General features: G+C 59.6%; 8 protein-coding genes and 1 pseudogene. 5 read left to right on the top strand and 4 right to left on the bottom strand.

Annotated features, from left to right (window positions below; translation table 11 throughout):
- A pseudogene (locus ACR0KW_RS12995) lies at positions 1-224 on the bottom strand (hypothetical protein); the annotation flags it as partial.
- Between the two features lie 54 nt (positions 225-278).
- A complete protein-coding gene (locus ACR0KW_RS12990; protein ID WP_480805358.1) occupies positions 279-992 on the bottom strand; it encodes a uroporphyrinogen-III synthase in 714 nt (237 codons plus the stop codon).
- Positions 993-1089: 97 nt separating this feature from the next.
- On the opposite strand from ACR0KW_RS12990, the gene tsaD reads away from it, so the two are divergent.
- From tsaD to ACR0KW_RS12970, 4 genes are read left to right on the top strand one after another with little or no spacing between them, the layout of a single operon-like run.
- Positions 1090-2187 carry a tRNA (adenosine(37)-N6)-threonylcarbamoyltransferase complex transferase subunit TsaD gene (tsaD, locus tag ACR0KW_RS12985; protein WP_480805357.1) on the top strand — a complete coding sequence of 366 codons (1098 nt, stop codon included), beginning with the start codon at positions 1090-1092 and terminating at the stop codon, positions 2185-2187.
- Positions 2184-3146 (top strand): NAD(P)H-dependent glycerol-3-phosphate dehydrogenase, encoded by a 963-nt coding sequence (locus ACR0KW_RS12980; RefSeq protein WP_480805356.1) that lies wholly within the window; start codon positions 2184-2186, stop codon positions 3144-3146. The genes tsaD and ACR0KW_RS12980 overlap by 4 nt, the downstream gene beginning before the upstream one ends.
- 1 nt (position 3147) lies before the next feature.
- Complete coding sequence (locus ACR0KW_RS12975; RefSeq protein ID WP_170326081.1) at positions 3148-3417, top strand: YciI family protein; 270 nt, start codon at positions 3148-3150, stop codon at positions 3415-3417.
- Positions 3417-3839, top strand: a complete 423-nt coding sequence (locus ACR0KW_RS12970) for an EVE domain-containing protein (RefSeq protein ID WP_480805355.1) — start codon at positions 3417-3419, stop codon at positions 3837-3839. Before ACR0KW_RS12975 ends, ACR0KW_RS12970 begins: the two co-directional genes overlap by 1 nt.
- A gap of 9 nt (positions 3840-3848) precedes the next feature.
- On the opposite strand, the gene ACR0KW_RS12965 is transcribed toward ACR0KW_RS12970, so the two are convergent.
- Both ACR0KW_RS12965 and ACR0KW_RS12960 read right to left on the bottom strand, forming a co-directional pair.
- The gene (locus ACR0KW_RS12965; RefSeq protein ID WP_480805354.1) at positions 3849-4838 is read right to left on the bottom strand and encodes an alpha/beta hydrolase; all 990 of its coding nucleotides are present in this window, start codon (positions 4836-4838) and stop codon (positions 3849-3851) included.
- A gap of 293 nt (positions 4839-5131) precedes the next feature.
- Entirely contained in the window at positions 5132-5473 is a 342-nt protein-coding gene (locus ACR0KW_RS12960; protein WP_170326084.1) for a DUF2853 family protein, read from the bottom strand.
- Positions 5474-5671: 198 nt separating this feature from the next.
- On the opposite strand from ACR0KW_RS12960, the gene ACR0KW_RS12955 reads away from it, so the two are divergent.
- Positions 5672-6319: a DUF899 family protein gene (locus tag ACR0KW_RS12955; RefSeq protein ID WP_480805353.1), complete on the top strand. Its 648-nt coding sequence runs from the start codon at positions 5672-5674 to the stop codon at positions 6317-6319.

The following is a 6319-nucleotide window of genomic DNA, read 5'->3' as shown; positions in this document are numbered from 1 at the left end:
GCTTCGGCTTCGGCTTCGGCTTCGGCTTCGGCTTCGGCTTCGGCTTCGGCTTCGGCTTCGGCTTCGGCTTCGGCTTCGGCTTCGGCTTCGGCTTCGGAAAGGGCCTCTTCTACAGGTGCGTCTGAGTCAACAGGCGGCTCTTCCCGCTGCGAGGTGAATTCGACCGTCTCCTCGGACTTGGGGTCTTCCACCGGCTTTTGATCGGATTTCTTCTTACCAGCCACCGCAACGTTCCCCTTATCGAATCCAATTTCACATGAATAACAGGCCACTCTAGGTTAATCGGTGGTCTCGCCTCCCTCAACCCGCATCGCATGTTTCACAAGCTTTTTCACGGCTTTCTGCATTTTCTTCGGGGTCGGCTCTTTGGCGATCTTCAGGCGCGCATAGTCCAAGGAATAAAGGGGTTCCGCCGTCGCTTCGCTGATCGCAGCCAGCCATAAGGGTGCCGAACCGGCCCAGATATCGGCAAATTGTCGCGCCGTTCTGGGCGAAAAGAGGGGCGCGATGACGGGTATATCTCCGGCCGCGGCCGTGGCCGCCTCGGGTGTCAGCGGTAACAGGCGCTGCTGATAGACGGGCTGTTCGCGCACTGTCAGGCCCGACTCGGTCAGGCGCGAGGCGATATTGCCCCGGCTGTGTTCGCCCCGCAGATGCAACAGGGGGCTTTCAGGTCGATGTTTTAGCAAATAGGCCACCAGTTCCTCGGCGGTGGCGCCAACCATCTGCGCATCCCACCCTGCTCCTTTTGCCGTACCGGTGGTGGCGGGGCCGACGCAAAAGGCGGGCATGTCCCGCGCCACGCCCAGCGACGCGGCGGCATTCACCGCGTTGGCCGAGGTAAAGATCAGCCCCCGCATACCCTGCGCATCCACCTTGACCGGCAGGGGTCTGATTTCGAGGATAGGAGAATAGATGACCTCGACCCGGGATCTGGTGCGGGTTGGCAGCTGCGCAACGAACCGTTCTGAGGCAGCACGCGGGCGGGTCATCAGCAAATACAAAAGTCGGCGCCTTCCGCCTTGGGATTGTTTGCATCCGCGCGGGGTGATACCCCGCTTGGCAATCAAGGTGTAACGGATCAGGCCAATGGTGCAAACACTTACCGTCCTCGGGCTGGAAAGCAGCTGTGACGACACAGCCGCCGCCGTGGTGCGCCAAACGGATGGCGCCGGGGCCGAAGTGCTGTCCTCCATCGTGCATGGCCAGACCGAATTGCACAGTGCCTATGGCGGCGTGGTGCCCGAGATTGCGGCCCGTGCCCATGCCGAGAAACTGGATATCTGCGTGGAGCAGGCGTTGGAGGCCGCGGGGCTGACCCTTTCTGACATGGACGCCATTGCGGTGACCGCCGGCCCGGGCCTGATCGGCGGTGTCATGTCCGGCGTCATGTGCGCCAAGGGGCTGAGCGCCGCGACCGGCCTGCCGCTGATCGGCGTCAACCACTTGGCCGGTCACGCGCTGACGCCGCGCCTGACCGACGGGATCGCGTTTCCCTATCTGATGCTGCTGGTTTCGGGTGGCCATTGCCAATACCTTATCGCCCACGGCCCCGAGCAATTTACCCGCCTGGGCGGCACTATTGACGACGCGCCCGGTGAAGCCTTCGACAAGACCGCCCGCCTGCTGGGCCTGCCACAACCCGGTGGCCCCTCGGTCGAGGCCGAGGCGCGGTCGGGCGATCCCAAACGCTTTCGGTTTCCCCGGCCTCTGTTGGATCGGCCCGGATGTGATCTGTCGTTCTCGGGGCTCAAGACCGCGTTGATGCGGATGCGGGATCAGATCGTTGCCGAAAAAGGCGGCCTGACTCGTCAGGACCGCGCCGATTTGTGCGCCGGGTTTCAGCAAGCCATCGTGGACACTCTGGCCGAGAAAACCCGCCGGGCAATGGACCGGTATCTGGAGGAGAGTCCGTCGGACCCGGTCATTGCTGTGGCCGGAGGCGTCGCTGCAAATTCAGCCATTCGCGCCGCGTTAGAGACTGTTTGCGCCGAAAAAGGCGCGCGATTCACGGCGCCACCACTGACCCTTTGCACCGACAACGCTGCCATGATCGCCTATGCCGGGATGGAGCGTTTTCGCACCGGTGCCCGCGATGGTCTGGACCTGACAGCCCGTCCCCGCTGGCCTTTGGACCAAACCAGCCCGGCCATGTTGGGCAGCGGCAAGAAAGGGGCCAAGGCATGAGTGTTTCAGTACTTGGATCGGGGGCCTTCGGCACAGCATTGGCGATTTCGCTGGCCGGGAACGGGCCGGTCACGCTGTGGTCGCGGAATGGCGAGCAGGCCCGGCACATGCAGAGCAGCCGCGAGAATACCGCGCGACTGCCGAATGTGACACTGCCCGATGTGATCTCGGTGGCGGCCGATATTCAAGACGCGATTGCCGCTGACGTGCTTTTGCTGGCCGTACCTATGCAGAAACTGCGCGCCGCCTTGACGGAGCATGCCTCTGTTCTGGCCGGAAAAACACTGGTCGCCTGCTGCAAGGGGATCGAGCTGTCCTCGGGCCTCGGACCCATTTCGGTGATCCGCGAGACCATCCCGGACGCACACCCTGCCCTTTTGACCGGACCCAGCTTTGCCGATGACATCGCGCGTGGCTTACCCACGGCGCTGACGCTGGCCTGTGCCGATGACAATCTGAGCCAGAACCTGCAGCATGAACTGACCACGGCCAACCTGCGCCTCTATCGCACCACCGATGTGATTGGGGCGGAACTGGGCGGCGCGTTGAAGAATGTAATGGCCATCGGCTGTGGGGCCGCCATCGGGGCGGGCCTTGGCGACAGCGCCCGCGCCGCCCTGATGACCCGCGGGTTTGCCGAGATGCAGCGCTTTGCCCTGATGCGCGGTGCACGACCCGATACCCTGATGGGGCTGTCCGGGTTGGGGGATCTGGTGCTCACCTGCTCGTCCGAATTGTCGCGAAACTACCGGTATGGCCTTAGTTTGGGTCTGAATCGTCCCTTTGACAGCCAGACAACGGTCGAAGGCGTCGCCACCGCACGGGCCATGTCCGAGATCGCCACAAACGAAGGGCTGGACATGCCCATCAGCGCCACGGTGGCGGACCTGAGCCACGGCATCTACAGTGTCCCGCAAGCCATCGACACCCTGCTCAACCGACCCCTCAAGGAGGAATAACATGCTGATCGCCCTCATCGCCCGTGACAAGGACGGCGCCTTGCAAACCCGGCTGGACAACCGCGCCGCCCATCTGGCCTATATCGAGGAAACCGGTGTCGTTTCGCAGGCCGGCCCGTTGCTGAACGGTGACGCGATGATCGGCTCGTTGGTGATTCTGGAGGTTGAAGACATGGCCGCGGCCGAAATCTGGGCCGAGAATGATCCCTATGCCAAGGCTGGGCTGTTCCAGTCCGTCGACCTGATCCCGTGGAAGAAGGTCATCGGCTGATGGCATATTGGCTGTTCAAATCCGAGCCATCGACCTGGAGCTGGAACCAGCAGGTTGCCAAAGGGGATGCAGGCGAAGAATGGGACGGCGTGCGCAACTATCAGGCGCGCAACTTCATGCGGCAGATGGCTGTTGGCGATCGCGGGTTTTTCTACCATTCGCAAAAGGACAAGGCGATCGTCGGCATCGTCGAGGTCTGCGCCGAGGCCCATCCCGACAGCACCACCGATGACGAACGCTGGGAATGCGTGGATATCAAGGCGGTGCGGCCGTTCAAAACGCCGGTGACGCTGGACCAGATCAAGGCGGATGAGCGTTTGGATCAGATGGTGCTGGTGAGAAACTCGCGCCTGTCGGTGCAGCCGGTTAGCGAAGCCGAATGGCAGGTGATCTGCGCGCTCGGGGATACGCAGGCAGACTGAGCAACTCGCTTACGCGGATTGCGCCGTTTTCCTGATCCAATCCAGAACCAAAGCGGCGATCTGGTCCGAGTTGTCATCCATCATCATGACATGCGTATTCCCGGTGATCCCTTCGCCGGGAAGATCGAGAAGTTGAACCGAACCGCCCCCTGATCGCAATTGACCCACATACTGATCTGCCTTCGCACGATAAGTGGTCCAGATCGCGAACTCATCGATGAAATCGCCCCAGACAAACAGATGCGGTACTTGCGCAGCCTTCCCTGTGGCTGGAGGCGCCGAGGCCGGTTCGATGACAACAACTCCTTTGAAGAACTCTGGGTGCGTTGCGGCCGCTTCCAACGCAAAATTGCCACCCTGACTGTGAGCGATCAACCAGACCGGACCAACCCGCGCAAGCGCCTGATAATAGGCATCAAGCGTCATTTCCGCATGCGTTGTCCAACGTGGCACCAGTTGAGCACCCAAAATATCCAGCGCATTCAGGGGGAATCTGATCCCGTCAAAAGGGTTTCTTGCGCTTTCCTCAGACTCATACGCACCCGCTGGCCCGAACCGGAACATGGTCCAGACGTCGTTCTGAGTACGAAACACAGGATTGTCCTTGTAGATCTGAGGATAGGGTGACCAGCTTGCCCGACCGCGCTCGACCGCGTCACAGAGATACGTATCAAAGCCCGCGTTCAGAAAGAAGTTGTGCCATCCGGGGCGACCGTCAGGTGTGGATTCCCATGTGGCGCCTGTCATTCCACCCCCGTGCCAGAACATGAGCGGCGCATCGAATTCGGGTGCGGATTGAAGCAGATACTGAACGTAGCACTGCCCGGTGATGTAATCTCCATTCATGTCGACCGTTCGGGCAGGTGCGTTCCGCGCTACCTGTATCTTCTGGACCGGCTGGCCGGTAAGTGTCACCCGGCGCCCACCAGCAAAGAAACTTCCGGCCTCTTTGATCGATACACCCGGCTTGTCATCGCTGGTTCGGTTCTTGAATGGCATGGCACTCTCACAAACAACTTTAAATATCGGCCGAGTCTATCTGGCGATACCGTTGATCTCAAAGCTGTTTGTGAAAAAAGGGAAGGTCCTGACGGATGCAGAACCTTCCCTACCCCCGCGTGCTCCCTACTCACCACACGCGTATGGAAATCTCTGGTTCTGACCGTCCTGGTCATACTTGAACCATAGCCGGGTTTCGTCAGGCGTTTCAAATACCAAGTCTTTAAAATAAGGCTCAAATACAAAACGCCCGCCGATGGGGAGGCGGGCGTTTCATCGGAAAAACGTGTGGCTTAGGCGTAGACGGCCTCTTTGCCGAAATGCTTGGTCAGCATGTAATAGACCACGGCGCGGTACTTGTTGCGCTCGGACATGCCATAGGTTTCCAGAACCGAGTTGATCGCTTCCATCAGCTCGGGGCCCTCTGCCAGACCCAGCTTTTTGATCAGGAAGTTGTTCTTGACCGTCTCAAGCTCACCTTCCTGTGTAGCCGCCACAGTCGACGCGTCGGCGTCATAGATCGCCGGACCACAACCGATGGTAACCTTGGTCAGCAGGTCCATATCGGGGTCCATCCCGCATTTGCCTTTCAGGTCCTCAGCATATTTGGCGATCAGCTCGTCGCGTTTACCCATTGTCATCTCCTGGTTCAAAATTGGTTTCAGGCTATACCAGCGCCGTAAACACGGTAACGGGCGCCAAAAATTGCACAAAGGGAAAAATTCGCTGCATTCCCCCTAAAACCGCGCGTTTGACCCTCAGCTTGATTTTCGCATGCCTTTATTTAACATTTATGTTAAACAAGGTTAACCACTTGGAATCAGGAAGTCACAATGCCCGTGTCGCTACCAAATGAAAGCCCGCAATACAGGTCCGCTCGAAACGCTCTGCTGCAGGCAGAAGCCGAGCTTCGAGCAAAAGTCGAAAACGTTGCAAACCTGCGGCGCGGCTTGCCAAAAGGCGGGGAGATTCCTCAGGACTATATTTTTCACTCGGACCGGGGTGAGCCTGCGGCATTGTCATCCTTGTTCGGCGCTCACGACACATTGGCGATCTATTCGCTCATGTATGGTCCGGATGCACAGGCGCCCTGCCCCATGTGCTCGGCGTTTCTGGACGGCCTGAATGGGCAAGTCGCGCATATTGCCCAAAAAATTGCCTTTGCCGTTGTGGCGCAGAACACCTCTGAAAAGCTGTCTGTCCTCAAAGCAAAGATGGGATGGACCGATCTGCTGCTGTATTCCGCGCTTGGTACGGATTATCAGCGCGACTATCTGGCCGAGAGCGAGGACGGACGCCAGTTGCCGATCCTAAACGTCTTTCAGCGCGATCAGGATGGGATCACTCACTTCTGGAGTTCTGAGCTGTTTTTCGAGCCGAGCGACTGGCACCCGCGGCATGTGGATGCGGCTTGGCCTTTATGGAACATACTGGATTTCACACCGCAAGGCCGGGGGGATTTCATACCACCGCTGCGCTGA

This window comes from Ruegeria sp. CG11 (genome assembly GCF_056537245.1).
This window is presented reverse-complemented; position numbering and strand designations above follow the sequence as displayed.